Raw genomic sequence first — 26,118 nt, 5'->3', positions numbered from 1 at the left:
TCGCCTGAAAAATGTCGAATATGTTTGACATTTACTGTTTCGGGTGCTCCACTCCAAGCCATGAACCTCGCAGACATCGGACAACTCGTGCAAGCCCGGCGGGAGGCGCTGGGCCTTTCGCAGGCGCGGCTGGCGCGGCTGGCCGGTTTGTCGCGCGCGACCATCAACCAGCTGGAGAACGGCTCTCTGGTGGACCTGGGCGCGGCCAAGCTGCTGGCGCTGCTGAACCTGCTGGGCATGGACCTGGCCGCACAGCCACGGGCACCCCAAAAGCACGCGTTGGCCTTGCTGAGCCAGACGGCCAGCGTGAGCTACAGGCAGGCGCTGCAGCCGGGCGCGCTGGCCGACGCGTTGGTGGCAGGCACCCTGCCCCCCGCGCTGGTGCCGCAGGTGGCCACGCTGCTGGACGAGGCGCCGTTGCCGCTCATCGTGGCCGGTGTGGCGGAAGTGGCCGAACGCACCCACACGCCGCCCAAGACGCTGTGGAAGCACCTGGCGGCCTGGGCACAGGCGCTGCAGTCACCGCGCGCGGCCTGGGCATGAGTGGCAGCAAAGAAGTCATCGACATGACCCCGTCCGCCCAACCGAGCGCCCTGCCGAAGGCGTGTGGCAAACCTTGCTGGCCCACGCCTTCACGCTGGTGGACGAGATCGCCCGGCGCGGCATCAGCGATCCGTTCTGGACCTTCGGCGGCGGCACGGTGTTGATGCTGCGGCATGGCCACCGACTGAGCAAGGACATCGACATCTTCGTGCCCGACCCGCAATACCTGGGCTTCGTGTCGCCCCGGCTGAGCGATGCGGCCGAGCGTGTGTCGGTGGACTATGTGGAGGGGCCGGGCTACGTGAAGCTGCTGCGGCCAGAAGGCGAGATCGACTTCGTGGCCTCGCCCAACCTCACGGCGCAACCGTACGACGAATGGACGCTGCTGGGGCGCACGGTGAAGGTGGAGACCGCCGCCGAGATCGTGGCCAAGAAGCTCTGGCACCGGGGCGACCGGGCCACGGCGCGAGACTTGTTCGACCTGTCGCTGGTGATCGAGCGCGAGCCGGAAGCGCTGGCGACAGCTGCGCCCCACCTCGTTCGCCATCGGGATGCATTCCTGGCGCAGATTCAACAACGGCGAGCGGTGCTGAGTGCGCAGTTTGAGGCGATTGAGGCGCTCGGCTGTCGGCCGCCGTACGACGAGGCAGTGGACCGGGCGAGCTGGTTCTTGAAGCGGCTGCCCGCTGTTTGACGGGGGACGGGCACGGGCAACAGGGCGGACCGCACCGCTGGCTCAAAGACGCGCAGCGAACTTCCCGCCCCCACTCGCCCCAATCACCAACCGCTGCGTCGCCCGCGTGGCCCCCACATAGAACAGCCGCGCCTCCTCGCGCTCGTCTTCGCCCTCGGCGGGCATTCGCCCGGCGCCCACCAGCGCCACCACCGGGAACTCCAGCCCTTTGCTGGCGTGAAGCGTCATCACCTTGATGCTGTCGTGCGCGGGGTCGAACACGCTGGATGAGTTCCGGCGCAGCTGGTGTGGCAGCTTGCGTTTGCGCAGGAATTCGGCGCACATGTCCATTTCGCTGTGGTGGCGGCAGAGGATGGCCATGTCGGCCCAGGCATGGCCTTCGCGGTGGGCGCTGGCCAGCAGATCGGCCACCTGGGCCACCTCTTCGCGCAGGGTGGGCAGGCGCACGATGAGCGGCGCCTCGCCGTCGCGCCCACAGCTCACGGGCTTGAGCAGGGGCACGCCGTCGTCATCCTTGTCTTCGGCGGTCAATAGATCGGCAGCGACGAGGCTGGCCGTTTGCAGAATCTGCCGCGTGTTGCGGTAGTTGATCTTGAGGATGGTGGTGCGGCCCTGCGCCTGGATGCCCACGCTCTTGAAGCTGAAGTTCTTCTTTTGCGTGCGTTCGTAGATGCTCTGCGCGTCGTCGTACAGCACGAGCAGGCTGTTGGTGGTGGGGTCCACCATCTGCACCACGAGGCGCAGCCATTCGGGCGCGAAGTCGTGGCCTTCGTCAATGAGCACGGCCTGGTATTGCCCGCTGGGTATCTGGCGGCGGTCCACGCCGGTGATGACGCGCTGGACCATGTCGGCCATCTTGTCGGAGACGGACTGGTTGGCAGCGGGCAGGCTTTGCCCGTAGGCCACCAGCTGGTCGCGACACCACTTGTGGAAGTGCACGGCGTGCACGCGGTCGGCGATGCCTTTGGCGGCCATCACACGGGCGATCTGCCGGGCCAGCGGTTCGTTGTAGCAGAGGATGAGGATGGGCTTGCTGGCGGCGGTCTGTGATTTGGCCAGGTGTTCGGCGCGGTAGCCCAAGAGCATGGTCTTGCCGGAACCGGCCACGCCGTGGATGACGCGGTGGCCGTCGCCCAGACTTCTCGCCAGTTGCTCTTGCTGGATGTCCATGACCCGCATGATGTCGGGCAGCGTGGCGGTCTCGTCGCTGTCGTCAAACAGCTCGCCGCTCACCTGCACGCGCACCTCGGGGAACATGATCCAGCGCACCCGGCTCATCTGCGGCAGCGACATGACGCCGCCCGTCATGAAGGGGAACATGTCCCACAAGCGGCTTTGCAGCGCCTCTGGCTCCACCTGTTCGCCCATCTCGTCCTGGCAAATAACGCGGTGCGGTTCGATGGCATGGCCGAGTTCGGCCTTGTCGAACTGCGCTCGGGTGATGTTGGGCAGCACCACGCCGTAGCTCCATGGAAACGCCAGCTTGCCCTGGTGGCGGCCCGAGGACTGGATGAGTTGCGGGTCGCGCTCCAGCGCCTTGACCACCTGGTGCGCGTATTGGCGGGCCTGCTCCAGCGGGCTGGGAATGGTCTTGGGGCCTTGGTCGCCGTGGATGTCCCAGGTCTGCTTGTCGGCGCGGATGAGGGTGCTGAGGCGAAAGTCCTTGACCTCCAGGATCAGGATGCCCCGGCGCGGGTGCATCACCACGAAATCGGGGTGCTGGTGCCGGGGCCCGACGGCCACGTCGTACCAGAGCAGGTAGTCGGCGTCGAGCTTCTGTTCAAGCCGCTCGGCGGTGCGGCGCTCCCCGGGCGTCATGCGCGACACGCAACTGCCCAATGCCGGAATGAGTGTGGCCATGTGCTGGTCTTGGTATCTTCCCTGAGCCGGCATGATGCACGGGAATGGCCGGTCGAGAAAGCCGTCCCAGTCATGGCTGACACCGGTCACCATCCGATGACCCCCGACGAATCCACCCTCCTCCAGTCCCTGCTGCGCACCACCCCCACAGCCGCTCTCGCCACCCTGCACCGCGGCGAACCGGCGGTGTCGATGGTGCCGTTCGCGCTGCTGTCCGGTGGCGAGGGACTGGTGGTTCACGTGAGCCGGCTGGCCACGCACACGCAAGACATGCTCGACCACCCGGGCGTGGCACTGTTGGTCACGGGCACGATGGCGACCGGCGATTCACCGCTGGCCTTGCCGCGGGTGAGCATTCAAGGCCATGCCCGCCCCTGCCCGGTGGATGCGCCTGGCCATGCCCAGGCGCGGGAGGCCTATCTGGCCAAGCTGCCGGACGCCGAGCCCCTGTTTGGCTTTGGCGATTTTTCGCTGTTCGTCATCGAACCCGAGTCGCTGCGCTTCGTGGCCGGCTTTGGCCGGGCCATGGCCTTCAAGGCGGAACGGCTGCGCGCGGTACTGGCAGGTTCCACCGCCTGAACGCACAGCGAGATCCGCTTCAAGATTCACCGAGGAGCCACTTCATGCAGAACCTGCTTGCCGGACAACGCGTGCTGATCACCCAGGCCCACGACTTCATGGGCCCGGTGTTCTGCGAGGTCTTCGCCGAACAAGGCGCCACGGTGGTGGCCAGCCCCGATGCCTTGAGCGAGCCGGACGCGGCCGAGCGCGTGGTGCGCGCGGCCGGCACCATCGACGTGCTGGTGGCCAACCTGGCATACCCGGCGCCCACCACAGCCGCAGCCGATGTGGGCGAGCAGGAATGGCGCGACGCGTTTGCGGCGCTGGTGGACCCGCTGCCGCGCCTGGTGCGCGCCGCCACGCCCGCCATGGTGGCGCGGCGCTCGGGCAAGGTGCTGGTCATCGGCAGTGCGTCGGCCCTGCGGGGCATGAAGCGCGCCTCCACCTACAGCGCGGCCCGCGGAGCGTAACTGGCCTATGTGCAGGCGGTGGGTGTCGAGCTCGCGGCGCACAACGTGCAGGTGAACGCCATCGCACAGAACTTCGTCGACAACCCGACGTACTTTCCGCCCGAGGTGCAGGCCAACCCCCGGTTCCAGGAACGCCTGGCGCGCGAAGTTCCGCTGGGCCGGCTGGTGGCCGCGCGAGAGGACGCGCTGTTCGCCGCCTACCTGTGCAGCCCGGCCGCCAACTGCTTCGTCGGGCAGGTGTTTCCGGTGTGCGGGGGCTGGGTAGGGCGCTGAGCCCGCTGCTGCACCGCTCTGCCCCATGCCCCGCCCGCATCACCACGTCTACGTCGTCGAGCTGCACCCCGACGTGCTGCACGAGCGCAAGTTCCGCGCGTGCAACCCGGGCTACGTCGAAGGAAAGCCGTGCGTGTACGTGGGCATGACGGGGCTGGACCCGGATGTGCGCTTCGACCGCCACAAGGCCGGCATCCAGGCCAACGCCTACGTCTTCAAGTACGGCCTGCGGCTGCTGCCCGATCTGTACGAGGGCTTCAACCCGATGCGCTACGACGCCGCGGTGGACAAGGAGATCGAGGTCGCCATCGATCTGCGTTCGGCGGGGTTCGGGGTCTGGCAGGCGTGACCGTACTCAAGCGCGGCATCAGTGCGCGGCGCCTGCGCCCAACACCGCATCGCTCCCGTTCTCAAGCGCACACCGCACCGCCACCCGCAGCCCGCGCACGATGGCGTCGAGCGGCATGTGCGGCGTGCCCTGCTCGGGCAGCCAGGGCACGTGAACGAAGCCGCCGCGCGTGTGGCGCAGCGCGGGCTTCGTGGCCAGGGTGTGCATGAGGCCGTAGAACACGTGGTTGCAGACGAAAGTGCCGGCGGTCTGTGACACCTCGGCCGCAATGCCTTCGGCCTGCACCACTGCCCGCATGGCCTTGATGGGCAGGCTGCTGAAACAGGCGGCAGGTGCACCGGCGATCACCGGGGTGTCGATCGGCCGCGCGCCCGCGTTGTCGGCGATGGGCGCGTCGTTGACGTTGATGACCACGCGCTCGATGGAGATCGCACTGCGCCCACCGGCCTGACCGACGCATATGGCCAATGCGGGCTGGTGGGTGTGCAGCAGTGCATCGAGCACGCGCAGCGATTCGCCGAACACCGTGGGCAGCTGCGCTGCGACGATGCGGTGGCTCAGTACCTGCTCGCCATGCAAGGCGTTCACGGCCAACCAGCTCGGGTTGAGCGTTGATCCGCCGAAGGGGTCAAAGCCGGTGAGGAGAACGGTGGGACTCACGGTGATCAACGCCGTGCGACGCGCGCGCGCAGATCGACCAGCTTGGCGCGCAGGCGCTGGTGGTTGTCGGCGCCCATGCGCAGCAGCATCTTCTGCCCGGCCGACAGCGACTCGAGCGCTGGGTCGGTGAACTCGTAGCGCACCCACGGGCGGGTGGACGGCACGGGGCCTTTGACCTCCACCAGCTTCACCGCCAGCGGGCCGGGCTGCACCGGCGTGGCGATCAGGTGGTCCAGCACCTGCACCAGGCGGTCGTTGAAGTAGCGGCCGGGAAAGCCCAGCTCCTCGTAGGCCTGCTGGAACAGCGGGTAGAGGCGCCGGTACAGCGCCACGGCCTGCGCGCTGTCGACCGCTTCGACGAAACGCACGAAGGGTGTGTAGCGGGCAGCGTTGTCGGGGTGGATGGTTTCGCTGGTGCCGTCCGCAGACCTGAGGGTGGTGAAGCGTTGCGGCGTGGGCTTGATGGGCCACACCATCACTGGCGCCAGCTCGCGCGGCAGGTTGTCCACGGTGGCCACGGCGCGCCGCACAAAGCCCTCGGTCAGCAGCCACGTCAGCACCGCGTCGCGCCCCAGCAGGCCGACCAAGGCATCGCGCACGTAGGCATCGGCTTCGGCCAATGCGGGCATGGGCTGCGCGACGGCGGCGTCGGTGGACGGCTCCACCGGGTGCTCGATGGCGGGCGCGGCGGGCGCGGGTGCGCTGGGCAGCGGCGTGGCCGGCACCGCGGCGGTGGGCACAGGCGCGCTGGCCGGGGTGGGCTCGGGGGCGGGCTTGAAGTGGTCCCAGGCGAGGTAGCCGCCCACACCGAGCACGAGCAACACGATGAGGGTTTCGGGCAGGCGGGAGGGCTTTTCGGAAGTCATGGGCTCGGCAAGGAAGGCGTGGAAGGCGGGCGATCAAGGCCATGCTAGACCAACGCAGCGCCCACCCTCACGAATGACGCATTTTGTTTCGTCCTTGGCCCGCGCTGCGGAAGGCAGTGCCCTTGCCTGCCTTGGGTGGTTGCCACGCGACACTCGGCCACGCCACGCGGCATCGGCTCCAATGCGGGCATCGCCTCACTGGAGAAACACATGAGCTGGTTGTTGCTGTTGATTGCCGGGTTGCTGGAAGTCGTCTGGGCCATCGGCCTGAAGTACACCGAGGGCTTCACGCGGCTGTGGCCGTCGGTGGGCACAGGCGCCGCGATGGTGGCCAGCGTGGTGCTGCTGGGCCTGGCCATGCGCACGCTGCCGGTGGGCACGGCCTACGCGGTGTGGACAGGCATCGGCGCCGTGGGCACCGTGATCCTGGGCATCGTGCTGTTCGCCGAGCCGGCCACCGCAGCGCGGCTGGGTTGCGTGGCACTGATCGTGGCCGGCATCGTCGGCCTGAAGCTCACGTCGGCAGCGTGACGCTGACCTCCAGCCCCGGGTGGGCGTTGCGGATGTCGCAGCGGCCGCCGTGGGCTTGGGCCACCAGGCGGCACAGGTACAGGCCCAGACCCACGCCGCCGGCGTCGCGGGTGCGGGCGCTGTCGGGGCGGTAGAAGGGTTGGCCGAGTTGTGCGATGCGGTCTTCGGGTACGCCGGGGCCGTGGTCGCGCACCACGAAATGCAGTGCACCAGCGCCGCGCTGCACATGCAGTTCGGGCGACTGTGGCGCGTCGGCGCCGTGGCGCAGGGCGTTGTCGAGCAGGTTGCGCAGCAGCAGGCGCATTCGCACGCGGTCAAGCTGCGCCGTCGGCAGGCTGTCGTCGATGTGCAGCGCGATGCGGCGCGCCTCGGGCCGCGCTTGCGCGAGTTCGTCGATCGCCTCGCGCGCGAGGGTGGCGGGGTCGGTGGGCTCGCGGTTCAGCGCCGCGTGGCGGCCGGCCAGGCGCTCGCTTTCCAGCAGGTCGCTGATGAGGCGCGCCATCTCGCCGAGGTCGCGCAACAGCGCCTCGCGCTGTGGGTTCACCTCGGGCGATTCGGGCAGCAGCTCGGTGTTGAGACGGGCGCGCGTGAGCGGGCTGCGCAGCTCGTGGCTGATGGCCAGCAGCAGCGCGCGCTGGGCCTGCAGCATCTGCTCGATGTCGCGGCCCATGGTGTTGACGGTGGTGGCAAGCTCACCGAGTTCGTCGCGCGCGCGCCGCGCCGGTACCTCGATGGGTTGCGAGAAATCGCCCGCGCCGAAGCGCACCGCACCCGCGCGGATGGCGTCCAGCGGGCGCAGCAGGCGGCGCACGTACCAGAAGGCCAGCGTGGTGACGATGAACAGGGCAGCCAGCGCAAACAGGAACAGCCGTGGCCGGCGTTCGATGGCTTCCTCGTTGAGGCCGAACTCGATGAGGTGGCCGTCGGCGGTGCGGCGTTGCACCACCTCGCGCCAGACCTCGTCGTCACTCCAGTCTCGGCTGGCCGGGTCAGGGCGCCAGCGGTGCCGCGGCAGTTGGGGGTGCGATCGCCACTGCACCTCGGGGCCACTGATGTCGATGGTGACGATGGGCAGGCGCTGCACCAGCGCCTGTGCCTGCGCCAGGTCCGGCCGGCCCTGCGGCGCCACGTCGTTCGCCAGGCGGCTCACGTAGTCCATCAAGAGCGGGCGTCCGGCCTCGCGCCAGCCGAGGGTGAAGGCCTTCTGTGCGCCGCCGATGAAGATGAACGCCACCAGGAAGGCGAGCAGCAGGAACACGCCGAGCAGGCGCAGCTTGATGGAATGGCGCCAGCGGCGCAGCGTGCCCATCACGGTTTGGAGGCGCGCCGCAGCGCGAGCGAGTAGCCCGCGTTGCGCAGCGTCTTGATGCAGTCCAGCGGCTCGAGCTTTCTGCGCAGGCGGCTGACCACAATGTCCACCGCGCGCGTGAGCAACTCGGCCTCGTGCCCGCGCAGGTGGTTGAGGATGTCGTCGCGGCTGAGCACGCGGCCCGCTTCGCGCGCCAGCAGGTGCAGCAGCTCGAACTCGGTGCCGGTGAGCTCCACCACCTCGCCCTGGCGACGCACCTCGCGCCGTGCCGGGTCGATGCTCAAGCCTTCGAACACCAGCACCCCCGGGTCGGGCGCGGGCGTGGCCACCCGACGCCGCAGCACGGTCTGCACCCGCGCCACCAGCTCGCGCGGCTCGAAGGGCTTGGGCAGGTAGTCGTCAGCGCCCAGCTCGAGGCCGACCACGCGGTCCATCACGTCACCGCGCGCGGTGAGCATCACGATCGGCAGGTCGCTTTCCTTGCGGATGGTGCGGCACAGCTCGAAGCCGTCCATCTCGGGCAGCATCACGTCCAGGATGGCGGCATCGAAGCCGCCGCGACGCAGCAGCCCCAGGCCCTCGCTGGGCTTGAGCGCCTGGACCAGCGCGAGGTCGAAGCGCTGGAAGTAGCTCGCCAGCGGCGGGCCGAGCTGCGCGTCGTCGTCGATCAGCAGGATGCGGGGCATGCGCGCATTCTCACACCGTGCCGGCGGCGCTCAGCCAAGCCCTCGGGCCTGCACCTCAGCCACGCCCCCAGCCGCCACGGCGTTTGTCGAAGAACTCGCGCACCTCGGCTTGCTGCGTGGGGTTGAGGCTGTCGTAGAAGTCGGCCAGGGCGTTGATGACGTCCGGTGTGGCCATCTGCAGCACGCGTGTCTTCTCGTCGAGCAGGTTCAGCGCGCGGGCGCGGTCGAACTTCTCGCCCGCCACCAAGGCGCGCATGGCCTCGCGCGGGTGGCCGTCCTTGCCGATCATGGCGGCGCGCTGGGCAATCAGCCGGTCGGCCAACACCTCGAACTTCTGGCGCTGTTCGGCGTTCAGGTCGAGCTTGCTGCTCACGCGATCGACCGCCTTGCCGCGCCACTCGGCCACCTTCTCGGGCGAGGCCGGGCCTTGGTGGGCGCGGTGCCCGCAGGCGGCGAGACCACCAGCCAGCACGGTGACGCTGGTGAGGCCGATGAGGGTGCGCTTGATCCAGGTTTTCATGACGGGTCCTTTCGGGACGGTGTTGAACATGGCCGTGATGGTGCGTGGCCCGCCCCGATACCGGGTCTCGTCGCGGTATCGCTTCTTGTCGATTTGTTTCGGCGCAGAATGCGGCCACCCCAAGCCCGCCGGAGGACAGCCATGCACCGCTTCACCGCCCTGCTCTGCCTGGTGCTCCTCGCACCCGGTGCCCATGCCACCGGGCCCACAACGCCCCCATCGGACGGCCTGCCGGCCGATTGCAACAAGGCCGAGACGCAGCGACAGCTCAATGCGTGTGCATACCGCGACTTCGAGGTGGCACAAGCGGGGTATGCGGCCACGTTCCGCGATCTGTCGGCCGTGCTTGACAGCGCGCAGCGCACGCTGCTGCGCAACGCGCAGACCGCGTGGCTGGCCTACCGCACCGCGGCGTGCGACTTCGAGGCCAGCGGCGTGCGCGGCGGCAGCGCAGAGCCCATGGTGCGGCAGTTGTGCCAGGCCCGACTCACGCGCGAACGCACGGCAGAGTTGCGCCGGCACATGAGTTGCCCGGAAGGCGATGTGAGCTGCGTGCGCCCGCGCGCGCGTTGAGCGCGCGCGCCGCTAACGTCAGCCCGCGAAGACCTCGGTGTCAACCTCGCGGTTGGCCTGCTCGTTGTAGCGGTTGCCGCTCACGGTGTTTTCGTTCACCAGCGCTTGCAGGCGCTGCATGGCATCGGCGCTCAGCACCACGCCATCGGCGCCCAGGTCTTCGAGCAGGTGGTCCACATTGGCCGTGCCCGGGATGGGCAGGATGTGCGGCGCCTTGTGCAGCAGCCAGGCGATGGCCAGTTGCGCCGGCGTGCAGCCCAGCTCGGCGGCCATGGCGCGGTAAGGGACGAGCCAGCGGCGGTTGGCGGCCATGTGCTCGGGCGCAAAACGCGGCATGGTGCGGCGGATGTCCTTGGCATCGAGTGCGGCCGGATCCACCTCGGCGGCCAGGTAACCGCGTCCCACCGGGCTAAAGGCCACGAAGGCCGCACCGATCTCGCGGCAGGCGTCGAGCACAGCGATCTCGGGGTTTCGCGTCCACAGCGAATACTCGGTCTGCACCGCGGCGATGGGATGCTCGGCGTGCGCACGGCGCAAGGTGGCGGCCGACACCTCGGACAGGCCAACCGCACGGATCTTGCCGGCGCGCACCAGATCGCCAAGCGCGCCCACGCTTTCTTCGATCGGCACCTGCTTGTCCCAGCGGTGCAGGTAGTACAGGTCGATGACGTCGGTGCGCAACCGCTGCAGCGCGGCCTCGCAGGTGGCGCGCAAGGTGGCCGGGCGGCCGTCGATCACGCGCACGAGCTGGCCGTCGCCTTTCACGTCCACACCCTGCATGCCGCACTTGCTGGCCAGCGTGAAGCGGCTGCGGTGTTTCGAGAGCACCTTGCCCACGATGGTCTCGCTGGCACCGAAGCCGTAGAGCGCGGCGGTGTCGAAGTGCGTCACGCCGGCGTCCAGCGCGGCGAGCAGCAGCCGCTCGGCCTGCGCCTCGGGCACGGGCGGCCCGTAGGCGTGGCAGATGTTCATGCAGCCCAGGCCGATGGCCGAGACGGTGAAGGGGCCGAGTGCGCGCTGCTGCATGCGATCAGCCCTGTGCGTTCAGTTTCAGTTCGAGGTCGTGCAGCACGCGATAGCAGTCGAACACGCGCGCCACGCTGGCGTTGGGCTCGCGGCCTTCGCGTATGGCGGCGAAGAACTCGCGGTCCTGCAGCTCGATGCCGTTCATGCTGACGTCCACCTTGCTCACGTCTATCTTCTCTTCCTTGCCGTTGAAGAGGTCGTCGTAGCGCGCGATGTAGGTGGCGGTGTCGCCGATGTAGCGGAAGAAGGTGCCCAGCGGGCCGTCGTTGTTGAACGAGAGCGAGAGCGTGCAGATGGCGCCGTTGGCGGCCTTGAGCTGGATGCTCATGTCCATGGCGATGCCCAGCACCGGGTGGATCGGACCCTGGATGGCGTTGGCATGAACGATCGGGCTGTTGCACTGGTAGGCGAACAGGTCCACCGTGTGCGCGGCGTGGTGCCACAGCAGATGATCCGTCCAGCTGCGCGGCTGGCCCAGCGCGTTGGTGTTGGTGCGGCGGAAGAAGTAGGTCTGCACATCCATCTGCTGGATGTTGAATTCACCGGCCTGGATCTTCTTGTGCACGTACTGGTGGCTCGGGTTGAAGCGGCGGGTGTGGCCGCACATGGCCACCAGACCGGTCTGCTTCTGCAGGTCCACCACGGCCTGCGCGCCGGCCAGGCTGTCGGCCAGCGGAATTTCCACCTGCACGTGCTTGCCTGCTTTCAGGCAGGCGATGCTCTGCTCGGCGTGCATCTGCGTGGGCGTGCACAGGATCACCGCATCCAGCTCTGCAATGGCGAGCGACTCGGACAGCTCGGTGGTGACGTGGCCGATGCCGTACTTGGCGGCGACCTCTTTCGTCTTGTCGAACTCACGGCCGATCAGCGAGATGACCTCGACGCCGTCGATGTTCTTGATGCCGTCCAGGTGCTTGACGCCGAAGGCGCCGGCACCGGCGAGTGCGACCTTGATGTTCTTGCTCATGTCAGTTGTTCTCCAGAATCAGATGGCCCACCGCCGTATTGCTGGCGGGCACGTGGAAGAAGCGGTGCGCCACTTTCGGGCGCGGGCCGCCGGCCACGTCGGCCATGGCGCCACGGGCGATCAGCCACATCACGAGTTCGATGCCTTCGCTGCCAGCCTCGCGCACGTAGTCGATGTGCGGGATCGCGGCGGCCGCCTCGGGGTTCGTCTCCAGCAGGTCGAGGAAGCGGTTGTCGAAATCCTTGTTGATGAGGCCGGCGCGCGGGCCCTGCAGTTGGTGGCTCATGCCGCCCGTGCCCCAGATGTGCACGTTGAGGTCTTCGTCGTAGCTCTCCACCGCCTTGCGGATGGCCTGGCCCAGGTTGAAGCAGCGCCGGCCGCTGGGCACGGGGTACTGCACCACGTTCACCGCAAAGGGAATCACCGGGCAGGGCCATTCCTTGGGCTGGCCGCACATCAGCGACAGCGGCACCGTGAGGCCGTGGTCCACGTCCATCTTGTTGACGATGGTGAGGTCGAAATCCTGCTGGATCACGCTCTGCGCAATGTGCGAGGCCAGTTCCGGGTGGCCCTTGACCACCGGCACCGGGCGCGGGCCCCAGCCCTCGTCGGCGGGCTGGAACTCGGCCGCCGTGCCGATGGCAAAGGTGGGAATGAAGTCGAGGCTGAAGGCGGTCGCGTGGTCGTTGTAGACGAGGAAGATCACGTCGGGCTTGTGATCCTTCATCCACTGCTTGGAGAACTCGTAGCCCTTGAAGACCGGCTGCCAGTACGGCTCGGTGGTCTTGCCGAGGTCAAGCGCCGCGCCGATGGCGGGAACATGCGAGGTGTAGACGGATGCGGTGATACGGGCCATGTCAGTGCTTTCCTTGCTTGCCTTGCGGTTGCCGATGCGCCTGCGCGTCGCCGTCTTCGCCGATGTAGCGGTTGCCCTCGACGGAGCGACCACCGCCGATCATCATGTTGCGGTACTCCTCTTCGGTCATGCCGGTCATGGAGCCCGCCATTTGCTGGAAGCTCTTGCCGTCCGTGGCCCCGATCTTGGCCAGGAAGTAGATGTTGCCGCCCAGCGCAATGCAGCGGTTGAGGTCGCGCGCCAGCACGGCCTGCTTCTGTTCTTCGGTCATGGCCCATTCGTCGAGGTAAGCGCGCTCGTCCTTCTTGAAGCGTTCGCGGTTCTCGGCCTTCATGAGGCTCATGCAGAACTGGTTGAGCCAGTAGCCCTTTCGGCTTTGCTCGGCATCGAAGATGGTGGTGCCGGGCACGTCCTTGTACGGTTTGTCGAGTGCCATGGTCAGTGTTCCTCCGGCCAGTACAGGCGCATGGGGTTGGTCACGAGCAGCTTCTTCTGCAACTCGGCCGTGGGTGCGATGTGCGGGATGAAATCGACCAGCAACCCATCGTCGGGCATGTGGTCCTTCAGATTGGGGTGCGGCCAATCGGTGCCCCAGAGCACACGGTCGGGGAAGGTTTCGACGACCTTTCGTGCGAAGGGCACGACATCGCGATAGGCGGCCTGCTCACCGTTCAGTGCTTTGGGGCCGGCAACCGACAGGCGCTCGGGGCAGCTCACCTTGCTCCACACGTTCTCATGATCGCGCATGAACTTCAGGAACAGCGCGAACTCGGGCCCGTCCACCGGCTTGCTCACGTCAGGGCGCCCCATGTGGTCCACCACCACGGTGGTGGGCAGCGCAGTGAAGAAATCCCACAGCTCGGGCAGGTCCACCGCCTCGAAGTAGATCACCACGTGCCAGCCCAGCGCCTTGATGCGCCCGGCGATCTCCATCAGCTCGTCCTTGGGCGTGAAGTCCACCAGGCGCTTGACGAAGTTGAAGCGCACACCGCGCACACCGGCGGCGTGCAGGGCCTGCAGTTCGTTGTCGGTCACGCTGCGCTTGACGGTGGCCACGCCGCGTGCCTTGCCATTGGAAGCAAGGCAGGCGTCCACCAGGGCGCGGTTGTCGGCGCCGTGGCAGGTGGCCTGCACGATCACGTTGCGCGCAAAGCCCAGGTGATCGCGCAGCGCAAACAGTTGCTGCTTGCTGGCGTCGCAAGGCGTGTACTTGCGCTCGGGCGCATACGGAAACTCGGCGCCGGGGCCGAACACGTGGCAATGCGCGTCCACGCTGCCAGGGGGCAGTGCGAAGCGCGGCTTGCTGGGGCCCTCGTACCAGTCGAGCCAGCCTGCGGTCTTGGCGAAGTCGCCGGTGGTGGGTTTGCTCATCGTGTGGTCTCAGTCGATGTCAGTCGATGTACTTGAGGCCGGCCGCGGCCAGGGGCTCGCGCATCTTGTACATGTCCAGGCCGAGCACGCCGCTGGCGAGCTTGTCTCGCTTCTCGCCTTCGTTGGCCTCGCGCTTGCGCGCGGCCTCCAGCGTGGCGGCGGCTTTGGCCCGCGGCACGCACACCACGCCATCGTCGTCGGCCACGATCACGTCGCCGGGCGTGACCCACATGCCCGCGCACACCACGGGGATGTTCACCGACCCGAGCGTGGCCTTGATGGTGCCCTTGCTGCTGATGGCCTTGCTCCAGACCGGGAAGTTCATTTCCTTCAGGGTCTTGACGTCGCGCACGCCGGCGTCGATGACCAGCGCACGCGCGCCGCGGGCCTGGAAGCTGGTGGCCAGCAAATCACCGAAGTAGCCGTCGGTGCATTCGGCAGTGATGGCAGCCACCACGATGTCACCGGGCTGGATCTGCTCGGCCACCACGTGCATCATCCAGTTGTCACCCGGGTGCAGCAACACGGTGACGGCCGTGCCGCTGACCTGCGCGCCGCTGAAGATGGGGCGCATGTAGGGCTTGAGCAGGCCGACACGGCCCATGGCTTCGTGCACCGTGGCCGAGCCGAGCGCGGCGAGCGCGTCGGCGGTTGCGCGGTCGGTGCGCTGGATGTTGCGGTAGACGACGCCCAGTTCGTACATGTCTTGTCTCCTTGTGATTCAAAGGCCCTTGGCCTTGAGGCGTGCATCGAGGCGCGAGAACACGCGGCGCACGTTGCCCTCGTAGATGGCGTGCTTGTCGTCGGCGCTCAGGATTCTTGACGCTTCGATGTAGCGCTTGGTGTCGTCGTAGTAGTGGCCGCTGTCCGGGTCGATGCCGCGCACCGCACCGATCATTTCGCTGGCGAACAGCACGTTCTTCACCGGGATCACGGTGTTGAGCAAGTCGATGCCCGGCTGGTGGTAGACACAGGTGTCAAAGAAGACGTTGTTCAGCAGGTGCTCGGAGAGCAGCGGCTTCTTCATCTCCTGCGCCAGGCCACGGAAGCGGCCCCAGTGGTAGGGCACCGCGCCGCCGCCGTGCGGAATCAGGAACTTCAGCGTCGGGAAATCCTTGAACAGATCACCCTGGATCAGTTGCATGAAGGCCGTGGTGTCGGCGTTGAGGTAGTGCGCACCGGTGGTGTGGAAACACGCGTTGCAGCTCGTGCTCACGTGGATCATGGCCGGCAGGTCGTACTCGACCATCTTTTCGTAGATGGGGTACCAGTGGCGGTCGGTCAGCGGCGGGCTGGTCCAGTGCCCCCCCGAGGGGTCGGGGTTGAGGTTGATGCCGACCGCGCCGTATTCCTTGACGCATTTCTCCAGCTCGGGGATGCAGGTGGCCGGGTCCACACCGGGCGATTGCGGCAGCATGGCCACGGGCACGAAGTGATTCGGGAACAGCGTCGACACACGGTAGCAAAGCTCGTTACAGATGGCGGCCCAGGTGCTGGAGACGGCGAAGTCGCCGATGTGGTGGGCCATGAAGCTCGCGCGCGGGCTGAACAGCGTGATGTCACTGCCGCGCTCCTTCATCAGCTTGAGCTGGTTGGTTTCGATCGACTCGCGCAGCTCGTCGTCGCTGATCTTGAGATCGGCCGCCTTCGGCATGACCGACGGGTCCTTGATACCCGCGATCTGCGCGTTGCGCCAGTTCTCCAGTGCCTTGGGGGCCGTGGTGTAGTGGCCGTGGCAATCGATGACCAATGACATGTTGTCTCCTCGGATCCGTTGTGTCTGCAAAAAGATGTCAGGCCGCCGCCATGCCCTGGCGCTGCTTGGCTGCATCGGCTTCGCGCGAGGTCATGAAGGTCAGCAGTGCGTGCACGGCGTCGGCGTGCGGTGTGTTCACCGCCACGCCGGCGCTGAACACCGTGGTGATCTGGATCGGCTCGGGCAGCGGCCCGGCGATGGTGATGCCCTCGACGTGCAGCAGTTCACTGAGTTGCTGGAAGCCGAGGGCGACCTCACCCCGGGCCACCAGCGAGGCCACCGGCACGCCGGGCGGCGCCTGCACCGTCTTGCCGGCCACCGCATCGGCGATGCCCCAGCGCTCGAACAGCTTGTGCAGCGCCACACCGCTCGGGCCGGTGGAGTAGCTGATTTTGTCGGCCGCCAGCACCGCGGCCTTCACCGCAGCCTCACTGGAGAGGTCGGGCACCGGAGCACCGGCGCGCACGCAGGCGGCCACGCCGCTTCTCACGAGGTCGATGCGTCCGGGCTTCAGGTGACCGCCCGCGATGAGCTTGTCGATCGCGTCGCTGGCCAGGATCACCAGGTCGAACGCTTCGCCGGCCTGCACCCGTTTCGCCGCGTCCACCCCGCCCACCGACTCGATGACCACGACCTGCCCGGTGCGCGCGGTGTGGGCGGACGTGAGATCGGCCAGCACCTGCCGGGTGGCCATGGAGGAAATGCCGCGCACGGTGCGGTTCGGGGTGTCGCTCATGGAGGGACCATTGTGGCCAGCCTGCCGTTGTGCGAAAACCCACACGACAGGCTAGCAGCTAGAACAAAATCCGATACCTAGCGATCGGATACCCATGGACTTGAAGCAACTCGAATACTTCGTGCGCGTGGCCGAGCTCGGCAGCTTCACGCGCGCGGCCATCGCGCTGGATGTCGCCCAGCCAGCCCTCTCGCGCCAGGTGCGCCTGCTCGAGGTTGAGCTGCGCCAGACCCTGCTGGTGCGCAACGGCCGCGGCGCCACACCCACGGAAGCAGGCAAGCTGCTGCTGGCGCACGGCCGCGGCATCCTGCACCAGGTGGAGCGCGCCAAGGAGGAGCTGGGTCGCGTGCGCGGCGCCCTCGCGGGGCGGGTCGCCATCGGCCTGCCGCCCAGCCTGGCGCGCGTGCTGGCGGTGCCGCTCACGCGGGCTTTTCGTCAGAAGCTGCCGCAAGCCAGCCTGTCGATCAGCGAAGGGCTGTCGGTCACCATGCAGGAATGGCTGCTCACCGGGCGACTGGACATTGCGGTGCTGTACAACGCCCAGCCGCTGCCCGAGATCGAGATCCAGCCCTTGCGGGAGGAGGAGCTCTGGCTCGTGCTGCAGCGCCCGCCCGGCTTGAGCGAGGAGCCCCCGCCCCCGCCCATGCCCCTGCGCGAGCTGGCCGAGGTGCCGCTGATCATCCCGAGCCGACCCAACGCGGTACGCATGCAGGTGGAGCGGGAGCTGGCAGCGCTCGGCTATCGCCCGAACGTGGCGCTGGAGATCGATGGCGTCTCCGCCATCCTCGATCTCGTCGCCGATGGCGCCGGCGCAGCCCTGCTGTCGGACAACGCGGTGGCCAGCTCCATCCGACCATCGGCCTACCGCCTGCGCGGCATCGATCCCCCGATGCGCACCCGCCTGAGTCTGGCCACGAGCGCCCAGCGTCCCGCCACGCTGACGCAGCAATCCACGATCGATCTGATTCGCGAGACGTTGAAAGCCGTTGCGCCGCGGTGAGGTCGCTGCGGACTACAGCTCCCGGTCCCAATCGCGCAGCGGCTTTGCCCCGCGCCGGCGCAAGCCGTTCATGTAAGCGCGCACGATGTTCCGCGCCGCGGCTGGCGAGCGCTGCAGCCCCACCCAATCGGTGGCCAGACGGGGCAGGTTGCGCGCCCATTGCACACGCTCGGCATCGCTCCAGCGACGCACCGTGACAGGAGCGCCGCCCGAACGTGGCGCCTGCAGCGCCTGCAGACTGTCTTCGTAGCGTTGCGCCACCAGCTTGCCGACTTCGACGGAGTACCGCTGCCCGGCCTCGCGCAGGATGTGCTGCACTTCCTTGGGCATGGCGTCGAAGCGTTTCTTGTTCATCGCGAGACCGCCGCCAAAGAAGCACCCCAGATCCACCAACGACACATGCGGCGCCACCTCATGGATGCGCAACGGCAATGCACCTGAGGCAATCGTGAGCGCGCCATCGCTGACGCCCGTCTGGATATCCGTGTAATACGTGCTGAGCGCGCCGTCCACCGCCACGGCGTTGGAGCCCTGCAGCCACAGTGCCAATGCACCGGGTGCGCTGATGCGTCGTCCTCGCAGATCGGCGTATCCACTCGCGGGCTGTTTGGTGAACAGGTGGTAGCTGTCGGTGGCGTTCGCGCCCAGAAACACCAGTCCGTTGCGCTCCCATTCCGCGGCCAGATCGGGAATGGTGGCATTGAGTTCGTTGATGGTGTCGAGCACCACGCGCAGATCGGTGCAGGCAAATGGCATGGCGGCGCTGAACTGCGCGAGGGGCAGTCGCGACGCCTCGGAGGCCGCCAGCACCCAGCCGATATCGGCAATGCCATCGGCCACGCTGGTGAGGGAGGCATTCATCTTGTAGAGCTGGCCGCCGTAGAACTCGCTCCATTCCACCGACCAGCCAGGCCCGAGCGAGGCCACACGCTCACGCACCTCGGGCACGAACTGCTCCGCAATCAATTTGACCCACGGGGTGGTGGTTGGGTGCACCGCAGCAACCGTGAGCCGATACGCCTTCCCCGGGGTGGCCAACACGGGCGCCGCACACACCCCGGCCGTCGACACCGCCCACCGCAGCAAGTCACGCTTGTTCATGTTCTCCCCTGAAGAACAACACGTTGATCGCAAGTACCGCCCCAGTGGGTCCATTAAATCACCAGACGGCCTGTTGCGCCCAAGGGAACGCAGGGCAGGCGCCGTCGCGGTTCGCCCACAGCTTCCCAGAATTCCCACCAGCCCCGAGAATCCGCTCGACATTCCGACGGACCCGATGGACGCGCACGCCTCCCCCATGGAAGTCTCCTGGCCGGGCATTCGCCTCGACATCACCCATGCGTGCGAGGTGACTGGCATCAGCGCGCGCGCCGCCGAACTGCAGGCCCGAGGGCGCGGACGGTGGTCCGATCTGTCCATCCTCGAACCGGCCTCGCGCGAGGCGCTGCGCCGTGCGCTGGGGCGGCCAGAGTCCTTTGCACTGGCCCTCGAGCTTCAGGGCAACGGGCGAGAAAACGCCGTCCACCTGCACTGTGCCGGGCATTGGCAAGCGGCCCGCCGCCTGCATGTCTGCCAGATGGCGGACACCAGCGATCTGCACCGTACCCAGAGCGCTACCGATCATCGCTTGAGCATGCTGCAAGAGATGGTCGACGGTCTTCCGCTGTTGATCATCCAGCTCGATACAGGGCCGTGGCTTCGCTGCGCCTTCGCCAGTGGCGCCCTGCTCCATCTGGTCACGTCGCAGACAGCCGGCGCCGTGGGCCGCGATGCGTTGACGCTGTTCGGACCGAGGATCTACGCCAACCTGCAGGGGTTGTTGCCGCAGTGCGCACAAGGGCAGGCGGTTCCCTTCGCCTGGCACGTCACCGACACCGAGGGCAAGGCGCGCGTGCTCGAGGGCCATCTGCGCAGCCTGTTCGACGACGCTGGCAATGCCAGCGGCCATTTGATCGATGCGCTGGAAACCACGGCATATCACGAAACGATGAGCGAACTGCGGCTATCCGAGACCCGGCTTCGACGCTTTGTCACAGCCAGCAGCGACGGCATCGTGGTGCACGAAGGCCATCAGGTCGTAGATGCCAATCCTTCCGCCTGCCGCTTGCTGGCCACCACGGCCGATGCGCTTCGCCAGCGACGGTTTGCAGACCTGATTGCCCCGGAGAGCCGGCAGGCTTACCGTGAACGCGAGGGACGGGCTTCACACGACGCCTTTGAGTGCGACCTTGTCGACAGCGCGGGCGCACGCGTTGCGGTGGAACTCATCGGACGCTCCGTGCAACGTCAAGGCAGACAGATGCAGATGGCGATCCTGCGCGACGTGCGTGATCGCAAGGACACGCAAGCGCGCATCCAGAAGCTGATCACCGACTTGCGCAGCCAGATGGAGAGGGCCGAATCGGCCGACCGCGCGAAGTCCTTGTTCCTGTCAGCGGCCGGCCATGACCTGCGCCAGCCGGTTCATGTCATCGGTCTGTTTCTGTCCAGCATGGAGGCGCTCGTCCAGTCGCCTCGTTTGCAAACGTCCACGCTGGAGGAGGTGACGAATCGCATGCGATCGTCGCTGGACACGTTGAGCCGACTCCTCAACTCGCTGCTCGACATCTCACGGCTCGACGCCAACGCGGTGGCGGTACATCCATCGCCCCTGTCCCTGGGTGCCCTGTTCGGCGACATCGAAGCCGACTTTGCCGAATCGGCAATTGCCAAAGGCCTTCGCCTGGACGTGGTGCAAACCAGCCGCTGGGTTCGCACCGACGCGGTCATCTTGCGCCGGATTCTGGACAACCTGGTCTCCAACGCCATCCGCTACACGCGCCAAGGGCGCGTGCTGGTCGGCGCGCGCACACGGGGTGATTCGGTCGAAATTCAGGTGTGGGATTCCGGCATCGGCATTCCTTCCGACCAATTCGACGCCATCTTCAACGAGTTCTACCAGTTGCAGCCCGCGGCCGATTCCGCCGGCGGACTCCGGGGTCTCGGGCTGGGCTTGTCCATCGTGAAGCGCTCCGCCAGGCTACTTGGCGCCGCGCTGAAGGTGCGATCCACCCTGGGGCGCGGTTCCATGCTCTCGATCACGTTGCCGCGCTGCGATTCGGCGCAGCCTTCAGAGACAACCGTGGCAAAAACGCTCACACCGGGCAACATGCACGCCGGGTTCACCCGGCGCCACGTGCTCGTCATCGACGACGACCCGACCGTTCTGCTGGCCATGCAGGAACTGCTGCAGGCCTGGGGGCACGAGGTGTGGTGTGCCGCCAGCGCCGACGAGGCCATCGTGCTGGCCATCAGCCAATCGGCAGAGATCGATCTCGTTCTGTCGGACTACCACCTGGGACAAGACATCAACGCCACGGAGTTCATCGACGCCATCCGGGCCTGCATCCTGCGGCCGGTGCCGGTGTACATCTTCACAGCCGACACCTCCGCGCCGGTGGCGCGTGAGCTGCAGGAAAGAGGTCTGTCGGTGCTGCACAAGCCTGTGCGGCACGATGCCCTTCAATGGGTTCTCGAACAGGGGCTGCCATGACCTTGTCTGTCGAGGACATTGACGCCTGCGATGTACCGGCTGCCTGGCTGAGGACATCGCCCTGGCAGTTGGGCGCCAACGCTTCGCTGAGGGCCTTGCTCCATCAAGCCGATCTGCAAGAGGGCAGGTTTTGCGCCGCTTTCGACGTCGGTGGGCAGCGTCTGCCCCCGAATGCCTGGCCCAAGGACAAGCTTTTCAGGGACGGCTGCGCTTTGCGCGCCCGGGTATGCCCGGAACAGATCTGCTGCTTCACGCCGACTTCTCACCCGCGGCGAGTGGCAGTGACTGGATTTGCACCTTCGTCGACCTCTCATCGCTCGAGTCGGCACACGCGCGACGGTCGCTGACGCTCGAACGGCTGCGACACACCCTGGATCAGCTGCAGGAGCCGATCTCGATGATCGATCACGAAGAGAACATGCTCTTCGTCAATGCCGCCTACGCCAGCTTCTTTGGTGTGACGCCAGACGACGCACAGGGTCGACAGGTGCGTTTGGTGATGGGGGAGGACAACTACGCGTTGACCGCCGCCCCCAGGCAGGAACTCTTTCGAACGCGGGAGCCGGTGCGCTACGAGCGCATGCTGCACGACAGCAACGGCGAGGATCGCGTCATGGGCATCCTGCTCTGGCCGATCAAGGACGCCCAGGGGCGGCTCTCAAAGATGGCCACGCTCACCCGGGACGTCACCCTCAGGCATCGCGGTATGGTGGCACTGCGCCAGACGCTGGAACGCCTGGACGCCTTGTTCGAGGCGGGTATCGAGGGCATTCTGCTTCATGAAAGGGGCGTGATTGTCGATGCCAACCCGGTTGCCTGTCGCCAGGCGGGCCTGACGCGCGAGCACATGGTGGGCCAACCATTGGCCAGGGTGCTGCAGATGATGGGCGTTCCAGGCACCGGGCCCGAGTCTGGCGATGCCGTCCCCGAAGACTTGCATCTGTGTCTCACGCCGGCTGCGGGCGGCAAGCCTCCCTTGCAGATCCAGTCTGTCGCGTTCATGGATGACGATGAGATCTGCCATGCCGAGGTGATGCAGGACATGAGCTATCGCCACCAGGCACAGCGACGCATCGACAGGCTCATCGGTGATCTGCGCCAGCAGACCACCCGCGCCGAAGCCGCAGACCGCGACAAATCGGTTCTCCTGGCGTCGGCCAGCCACGACTTGCGCCAACCCATTCATTCGCTGGGCTTGTTCCTGACAACGATAGAGACGCTTTGCCGCTCTCCACGCAAACCGGACACGACGTCGTTGCGCTCGATCGTTCAGCACATGCGTGCCTCTCTGGACAGCCTGGTGGTGCTGCTGGAAAGGCTGCTTGGCGCCCCCCGGCACGGCGCCCATCAGGCACCAACACACGGGGTTCCCACCCCACTGCAACCCGTGCTGGACGAACTCGTTGCCGAGTACGGCGTCACGGCAAGCGAGAAAGTCGTGCAGACCGGGCATGCGGTGCGATGCAACGTCCTGCTCGTCGACGACGACGACCATGTGCTTCAAGCCATGTCCCGGCTGCTGGGATCCTGGGGACACCACACGCTGAGCGCCACCAGCGCGGCCGAGGCGATTCGCCTGTGCGAGGCCGAGCCAGAGCGCATCGACGCCGTCATCTGCGACTACATGCTCGACCCATCGATGGACGGGCTGGCGTTGCTGCAGCGATTGCGCCTGCGCCGGCCACGCCCCCTGCCCGTTTGCATGGTCACGGGCGATGTCTCCGCCGAACGCATGGAGCAGGCGCGACGTCACGGCTTCACCCTGCTTCACAAGCCGGTGACTGCCGATGCGCTGCAGCAATTCCTGCAAACCTGCGTCTGAGGAATCCGCATCCGGGCCGGAGAGCGAAGCCTGCCCGACGGTGCCTTGCCGCGCGGCGGACAGGCCCCCGACGGGGCCGTGCGCCGTGCGGCAGGCTGAACCCGAGCGCTACAGCACGAACGTCACGATCGCCGGGAACGCCACCAGGATCGCGGTCCGGATGAAGTCACTGGCCACGAAGGGCAGCACGCCGCGGTAGGTGGCCATGATGGGCACGTCCTTGGCCATGCTGTTGATGACGAACAGGTTCATGCCCACCGGTGGCGTGATCAGCCCTACCTCGACCACGATCAGCACCAGAATGCCGAACCAGATCGCGAAGTGCTCCGGGCTCATGCCGAAATCGAGCGCGGTCACCACCGGGAAGAACACGGGAATGGTCAGCAGGATCATGGACAGCGAGTCCATGAAGCAGCCCAGGATCACGTAGATCACCAGGATGGCCACCAGCACCACGATCGGGCTCAGGCCCCAGCCGGCCACCATCTGTGCCGCTTCCTGCGGCAGTTGCGACAGCGCGAGGAACGTGTTGTAGAGACCCGCACCCAGCACGATCATGAAAATCATGCCGGTGGCCACCGCGGTGCCCAGGATCGCGCCCTTGAGCGTCTTGAAGTTGAGCCCACCCGAGGCCCAGGCCGCCACCCCGGTACCAAACGCACCCACGGCCGCGCCTTCGGTGGGCGTGAAGATGCCCAGATAGATACCGCCGACCACCACCAGGAAGATGGTGAGCACGGGCCAGACCTTGAGGGTGGCTTTCCAGCGCTCGGCCATGGGAATGGGCGGGATGGTGCCCATCTCCTGCGGGCGCACGCGGGCGTAGATGGCGATCACGATCACGTAGCCCAGCGCCGCCAGGATGCCGGGCACGAAGGCCGCGAGGAACAGCTTGGCAATGTTCTGCTCGGTCAGGATGGCGTAGATCACCAGCACCACCGAAGGCGGAATCAGGATCCCCAGCGTGCCGCCGGCGGCCAGCGTGGCGGTGGAGATGCCGCCCGCGTAGCCCGCGCGTTTGAGCTCGGGCAGCGCCACCTGGCCCATGGTGGCCGCCGTGGCGAGCGACGAGCCGCAGATGGCGCCGAAGCCGGCGCACGCGCCCACCGCTGCCATGGCCACACCACCCTTGCGGTGGCCGATCCAGGCCTCGGCGGCCTTGAACAGCGCCTGCGACAGCCCGCCCAGCGCGGCGAACTGTCCCATCAGCAGGAACAGCGGAATCACCGACAGGTTGTAGTTCGAGAAGGTGCTGTACGTCACCTGCTTGAGCTGGTTCAGGATGGGTGCGGCATTGCCGTAGATCATCCAGGCGCCACCCAGGCCGCACACCAGCATCGCGAGCCCGATGGGCACGCGCACGAAGATCATCAGCAGCAGGATCGGGAACGACCAGGCCGCGAGTTCGATGCCCGACATCAGTGCACCCCCGCTTCGGTCGTCCAGCCGGCCGGCTCCTTGCCGATGCCGAACAGCGTGAGCGTCTTGGCGATGTACGCCATGCACCCGATCACCGCGCCCACCAGGCAGGCCGCGTAAGCCCACCAGATCGGCATGGCCAGGATGAAGGTGGTCTCCAGGTACTCCTTCTTCTCCATCATGCCTTCGTAGAGCTTCCAGGTCATGATGAGCCACACGGCGAGCATGAGCAGGTCGCTCACGATCACGATGGCTTTCTTGCCCCACGCGGGCAGGTGCATGTACAGCAGATCCACGGTGGCATGGCCGCCCTTGAGGTAGGTCCATGGCAGGAAGAAGAACACCGCGATCGCGGTGCCGACCTCGACCAGTTCGAAATCACCAGGCACGGGGCCCAGACCGATGGAGATGAGTGCGCGGCCGGACACGCTGGCCACGCTCATGAGCGTGAGCGCGACCAGCGCGATACCGCCCACGATGGCTGACCAGTAGGCCAGCCGGTACACAAATGCTGTCATGCGAAGGCTTTCACGAACGAGGAGGACGACCCGGCGATTGTCCGATATCGGCGCGGGCGCCTCTCAACAAAAAGGCCGCCCCCTTGCGGGGACGGCCAGCAGCCCATCGGGCTGTTTACTTGGTGTGCTTGGCGATGAGAGCGCGCGCCTCGGCGGCGAGCTTGGCGCCGTCGATGCCCTTGGCCTTGACCTCGTTGATCCAGTCGGTTTCGACGGTCGAGGCGGTGCGGCGCCAACGTTGGGTTTCCAGCGCGTCCAGCGCCACGATGTTGTTCTTCGCGCGCTCGGCGATCTCGCGGCCGGCCTTGTCGCCATCATCCATCGCGCGGCCGAACATGGCCGCCGTCTCGATGCCCGAGTTCTTGTCGATCACGGCCTTCAAGTCGGCGGGCAGCTTGTCGTAGGCGGCCTTGTTCATCGAGAACGCGAAGGTCTGGGTGTACAGGCCTTCCCTGCCGGCGAACGTGGTGTGGTTCTTCACCAGCTCGCTCACCTTGAGCGCGGGCGTCACTTCCCACGGAATCGTGGTGCCATCGATCACGCCCTTGGAGAGCGCCTCCGTCACGGCCGGCACCGGCATGCCCACGGGTGTGGCACCCAGCTTGGTGAGCATGTTGTTGATGATGCGCGAGCCACCGCGCACCTTCATGCCGCGAAGGCTTTCGAGGCCGGTTACCGGCGTCTTGGTGTGGAACAAGCCCGGGCCGTGCGTGTGCACCGCGATCAGCTTCACATCCTTGAACTCATCGGCCGCGTACTTCTCGACGTATTCCTGGATGGCGCGCGAGGAGGCCTCGGCGCTGCCGCTCATGAACGGCAGCTCGAACACTTCGGTCTTGGGAAAGCGCCCCGGCGTGTAGCCCAGCACCGTCCAGGTCAGGTCCACCACACCGTCGCGGGCCTGATCGAACAGCTGCGGTGGCGCGCCGCCGAGCTGCATCGCGTGAAACAGTTGCACCTTGATGCGCCCGCCAGACTCGGCTTCGACCTTCTGCGCCCAGGGCGTCAGCGCGCGAGCCGGAATCGTGGCCTGCGGCGGCAGCATCTGGTGCAGTCGCAGCGTGACGGTCTGGGCCATCGCGGTGCCGGCCATGGTGGCCGCGGCCACCGCCCCCAGCACCGCCAGCGCGGTGCGTCGCTTCAAGAGGTTCATCGTCGTGTCTCCGTTCGGGTGGGTCGCCCGCGCCTCGGGGGTGTGGGTGCTCGTCGGCACGGGCATT

27 protein-coding genes and 1 pseudogene are annotated in these 26,118 nt (G+C 67.0%); 10 read left to right on the top strand and 18 right to left on the bottom strand.

What is annotated here, in order from left to right:
- Nucleotides 1-60 precede the first annotated feature (60 nt).
- A complete protein-coding gene (locus tag M3149_RS00800) occupies nucleotides 61-543 on the top strand; it encodes a helix-turn-helix transcriptional regulator (RefSeq protein ID WP_251707433.1) in 483 nt (160 codons plus the stop codon).
- 61 nt (nucleotides 544-604) lie between these two features.
- Nucleotides 605-1,237, top strand: a complete 633-nt coding sequence (locus tag M3149_RS00795; RefSeq protein ID WP_251707432.1) for a nucleotidyl transferase AbiEii/AbiGii toxin family protein — start codon at nucleotides 605-607, stop codon at nucleotides 1,235-1,237.
- A gap of 42 nt (nucleotides 1,238-1,279) precedes the next feature.
- On the opposite strand, the gene M3149_RS00790 is transcribed toward M3149_RS00795, so the two are convergent.
- Nucleotides 1,280-3,097: a DEAD/DEAH box helicase gene (locus M3149_RS00790; RefSeq protein WP_251707431.1), complete on the bottom strand. Its 1,818-nt coding sequence runs from the start codon at nucleotides 3,095-3,097 to the stop codon at nucleotides 1,280-1,282.
- Nucleotides 3,098-3,193: 96 nt separating this feature from the next.
- On the opposite strand from M3149_RS00790, the gene M3149_RS00785 reads away from it, so the two are divergent.
- The 3 genes and pseudogenes from M3149_RS00785 to M3149_RS00775 all read left to right on the top strand — a co-directional run bounded on the left by M3149_RS00785 (nucleotide 3,194) and on the right by M3149_RS00775 (nucleotide 4,750).
- On the top strand, nucleotides 3,194-3,676 hold the full coding sequence (locus tag M3149_RS00785; RefSeq protein ID WP_251707430.1) for a HugZ family protein: 483 nt from the start codon (nucleotides 3,194-3,196) through the stop codon (nucleotides 3,674-3,676).
- A gap of 44 nt (nucleotides 3,677-3,720) precedes the next feature.
- A pseudogene (locus tag M3149_RS00780) lies at nucleotides 3,721-4,401 on the top strand (SDR family oxidoreductase).
- A 25-nt stretch (nucleotides 4,402-4,426) separates the two neighbouring features.
- Complete coding sequence (locus M3149_RS00775; protein WP_251707429.1) at nucleotides 4,427-4,750, top strand: hypothetical protein; 324 nt, start codon at nucleotides 4,427-4,429, stop codon at nucleotides 4,748-4,750.
- 18 nt (nucleotides 4,751-4,768) lie between these two features.
- Here the strand turns inward: M3149_RS00775 and pcp are convergent, their stop codons facing one another.
- Entirely contained in the window at nucleotides 4,769-5,410 is a 642-nt protein-coding gene (gene pcp / locus M3149_RS00770; RefSeq protein ID WP_251707428.1) for a pyroglutamyl-peptidase I, read from the bottom strand.
- Nucleotides 5,411-5,415: 5 nt separating this feature from the next.
- On the bottom strand, nucleotides 5,416-6,276 hold the full coding sequence (locus M3149_RS00765) for a DUF3014 domain-containing protein (RefSeq protein WP_251707427.1): 861 nt from the start codon (nucleotides 6,274-6,276) through the stop codon (nucleotides 5,416-5,418).
- 210 nt (nucleotides 6,277-6,486) lie between these two features.
- Between M3149_RS00765 and sugE the strand changes: the two genes are divergently transcribed.
- Entirely contained in the window at nucleotides 6,487-6,807 is a 321-nt protein-coding gene (gene sugE / locus M3149_RS00760; RefSeq protein ID WP_251707426.1) for a quaternary ammonium compound efflux SMR transporter SugE, read from the top strand.
- Here the strand turns inward: sugE and M3149_RS00755 are convergent.
- The 3 genes from M3149_RS00755 to M3149_RS00745 are packed head-to-tail and all read right to left on the bottom strand — an operon-like array spanning nucleotide 6,791 to nucleotide 9,322.
- Complete coding sequence (locus M3149_RS00755; protein WP_251707425.1) at nucleotides 6,791-8,116, bottom strand: sensor histidine kinase; 1,326 nt, start codon at nucleotides 8,114-8,116, stop codon at nucleotides 6,791-6,793. The two genes, sugE and M3149_RS00755, sit on opposite strands and share 17 nt — an antisense overlap.
- Nucleotides 8,116-8,802 carry a response regulator transcription factor gene (locus M3149_RS00750; RefSeq protein WP_251707424.1) on the bottom strand — a complete coding sequence of 229 codons (687 nt, stop codon included), beginning with the start codon at nucleotides 8,800-8,802 and terminating at the stop codon, nucleotides 8,116-8,118. Before M3149_RS00750 ends, M3149_RS00755 begins: the two co-directional genes overlap by 1 nt.
- 55 nt (nucleotides 8,803-8,857) lie before the next feature.
- Complete coding sequence (locus tag M3149_RS00745) at nucleotides 8,858-9,322, bottom strand: Spy/CpxP family protein refolding chaperone (RefSeq protein WP_251707423.1); 465 nt, start codon at nucleotides 9,320-9,322, stop codon at nucleotides 8,858-8,860.
- Nucleotides 9,323-9,463: 141 nt separating this feature from the next.
- On the opposite strand from M3149_RS00745, the gene M3149_RS00740 reads away from it, so the two are divergent.
- Complete coding sequence (locus tag M3149_RS00740; protein WP_251707422.1) at nucleotides 9,464-9,895, top strand: lysozyme inhibitor LprI family protein; 432 nt, start codon at nucleotides 9,464-9,466, stop codon at nucleotides 9,893-9,895.
- An 18-nt stretch (nucleotides 9,896-9,913) separates the two neighbouring features.
- Here the strand turns inward: M3149_RS00740 and M3149_RS00735 are convergent, their stop codons facing one another.
- Genes M3149_RS00735 through M3149_RS00700 form a run of 8 tightly spaced genes read right to left on the bottom strand, consistent with a single transcriptional unit; the run spans nucleotide 9,914 to nucleotide 16,607 of the window.
- Nucleotides 9,914-10,921, bottom strand: a complete 1,008-nt coding sequence (locus M3149_RS00735) for an aldo/keto reductase (protein WP_251707421.1) — start codon at nucleotides 10,919-10,921, stop codon at nucleotides 9,914-9,916.
- A 4-nt stretch (nucleotides 10,922-10,925) separates the two neighbouring features.
- Complete coding sequence (locus M3149_RS00730) at nucleotides 10,926-11,888, bottom strand: Gfo/Idh/MocA family oxidoreductase (RefSeq protein ID WP_251707420.1); 963 nt, start codon at nucleotides 11,886-11,888, stop codon at nucleotides 10,926-10,928.
- Between the two features lies 1 nt (nucleotide 11,889).
- Nucleotides 11,890-12,744 carry a class III extradiol dioxygenase subunit beta gene (locus M3149_RS00725; RefSeq protein WP_251707419.1) on the bottom strand — a complete coding sequence of 285 codons (855 nt, stop codon included), beginning with the start codon at nucleotides 12,742-12,744 and terminating at the stop codon, nucleotides 11,890-11,892.
- Between the two features lies 1 nt (nucleotide 12,745).
- Entirely contained in the window at nucleotides 12,746-13,180 is a 435-nt protein-coding gene (ligA, locus tag M3149_RS00720; protein ID WP_251707418.1) for a protocatechuate 4,5-dioxygenase subunit alpha, read from the bottom strand.
- A gap of 2 nt (nucleotides 13,181-13,182) precedes the next feature.
- Nucleotides 13,183-14,115: an amidohydrolase family protein gene (locus M3149_RS00715; RefSeq protein ID WP_251707417.1), complete on the bottom strand. Its 933-nt coding sequence runs from the start codon at nucleotides 14,113-14,115 to the stop codon at nucleotides 13,183-13,185.
- A 19-nt stretch (nucleotides 14,116-14,134) separates the two neighbouring features.
- The gene (gene ligK / locus M3149_RS00710) at nucleotides 14,135-14,818 is read right to left on the bottom strand and encodes a 4-carboxy-4-hydroxy-2-oxoadipate aldolase/oxaloacetate decarboxylase (protein WP_251707416.1); all 684 of its coding nucleotides are present in this window, start codon (nucleotides 14,816-14,818) and stop codon (nucleotides 14,135-14,137) included.
- Between the two features lie 18 nt (nucleotides 14,819-14,836).
- Complete coding sequence (locus M3149_RS00705; protein ID WP_251707415.1) at nucleotides 14,837-15,871, bottom strand: amidohydrolase family protein; 1,035 nt, start codon at nucleotides 15,869-15,871, stop codon at nucleotides 14,837-14,839.
- A gap of 37 nt (nucleotides 15,872-15,908) precedes the next feature.
- Nucleotides 15,909-16,607 carry a substrate-binding domain-containing protein gene (locus M3149_RS00700; protein ID WP_251707414.1) on the bottom strand — a complete coding sequence of 233 codons (699 nt, stop codon included), beginning with the start codon at nucleotides 16,605-16,607 and terminating at the stop codon, nucleotides 15,909-15,911.
- A 94-nt stretch (nucleotides 16,608-16,701) separates the two neighbouring features.
- On the opposite strand from M3149_RS00700, the gene M3149_RS00695 reads away from it, so the two are divergent.
- A complete protein-coding gene (locus M3149_RS00695) occupies nucleotides 16,702-17,607 on the top strand; it encodes a LysR substrate-binding domain-containing protein (RefSeq protein ID WP_251707413.1) in 906 nt (301 codons plus the stop codon).
- A gap of 12 nt (nucleotides 17,608-17,619) precedes the next feature.
- Here the strand turns inward: M3149_RS00695 and M3149_RS00690 are convergent, their stop codons facing one another.
- On the bottom strand, nucleotides 17,620-18,708 hold the full coding sequence (locus M3149_RS00690) for a C4-dicarboxylate TRAP transporter substrate-binding protein (protein ID WP_251707412.1): 1,089 nt from the start codon (nucleotides 18,706-18,708) through the stop codon (nucleotides 17,620-17,622).
- A gap of 196 nt (nucleotides 18,709-18,904) precedes the next feature.
- On the opposite strand from M3149_RS00690, the gene M3149_RS00685 reads away from it, so the two are divergent.
- Nucleotides 18,905-21,139, top strand: a complete 2,235-nt coding sequence (locus M3149_RS00685) for a hybrid sensor histidine kinase/response regulator (protein ID WP_251707411.1) — start codon at nucleotides 18,905-18,907, stop codon at nucleotides 21,137-21,139.
- A gap of 130 nt (nucleotides 21,140-21,269) precedes the next feature.
- Nucleotides 21,270-22,961: a PAS domain S-box protein gene (locus M3149_RS22970; RefSeq protein WP_285886266.1), complete on the top strand. Its 1,692-nt coding sequence runs from the start codon at nucleotides 21,270-21,272 to the stop codon at nucleotides 22,959-22,961.
- A 108-nt stretch (nucleotides 22,962-23,069) separates the two neighbouring features.
- On the opposite strand, the gene M3149_RS00670 is transcribed toward M3149_RS22970, so the two are convergent.
- The 3 genes from M3149_RS00670 to M3149_RS00660 form a co-directional block, all read right to left on the bottom strand.
- On the bottom strand, nucleotides 23,070-24,380 hold the full coding sequence (locus M3149_RS00670) for a TRAP transporter large permease (protein ID WP_251707410.1): 1,311 nt from the start codon (nucleotides 24,378-24,380) through the stop codon (nucleotides 23,070-23,072).
- On the bottom strand, nucleotides 24,380-24,898 hold the full coding sequence (locus M3149_RS00665) for a TRAP transporter small permease (RefSeq protein WP_251707409.1): 519 nt from the start codon (nucleotides 24,896-24,898) through the stop codon (nucleotides 24,380-24,382). Before M3149_RS00665 ends, M3149_RS00670 begins: the two co-directional genes overlap by 1 nt.
- A 115-nt stretch (nucleotides 24,899-25,013) precedes the next feature.
- Nucleotides 25,014-26,051, bottom strand: a complete 1,038-nt coding sequence (locus M3149_RS00660; RefSeq protein WP_251707408.1) for a TRAP transporter substrate-binding protein — start codon at nucleotides 26,049-26,051, stop codon at nucleotides 25,014-25,016.
- Between the last annotated feature and the right edge of the window lie 67 nt (nucleotides 26,052-26,118).

The organism is Hydrogenophaga intermedia, from assembly GCF_023715105.1.
In the GTDB taxonomy this organism is placed as follows: Bacteria; Pseudomonadota; Gammaproteobacteria; order Burkholderiales; family Burkholderiaceae_C; genus Hydrogenophaga; species Hydrogenophaga intermedia_A.
The sequence above is the reverse complement of the archived record's forward strand: the minus strand, read 5'-3'. Positions and strand labels throughout refer to the sequence as shown.